Raw genomic sequence first — 216 nt, forward strand, 5'->3', positions numbered from 1 at the left:
CCGACGACATCGCCTACCTGATCTACACCTCCGGCACCACCGGCACCCCCAAAGGTGTCGCCGTCAGCCACCGCAACCTGGCCCACCTCGCGGACTCCNCNCCCGCCGACCTTCCGNCCGAACAGGTCTGGACGCAATGCCATTCGTATGCGTTCGACTTCTCGGTGTGGGAGATCTGGGCCGCACTACTCGGCGGCGGCCACCTGGTCATCGTGC

At 66.7% G+C, this 216-nt stretch carries 1 protein-coding gene; it reads left to right on the forward strand.

From position 1 onward, the window contains the following. The coding region (locus H7I57_RS26355; RefSeq protein ID WP_264027212.1) for an AMP-binding protein at positions 1–216 on the forward strand (216 nt) is incomplete at both ends.

This window comes from Mycolicibacterium pyrenivorans, assembly GCF_025821625.1.
GTDB lineage: Bacteria > Actinomycetota > Actinomycetes > Mycobacteriales > Mycobacteriaceae > Mycobacterium > Mycobacterium pyrenivorans.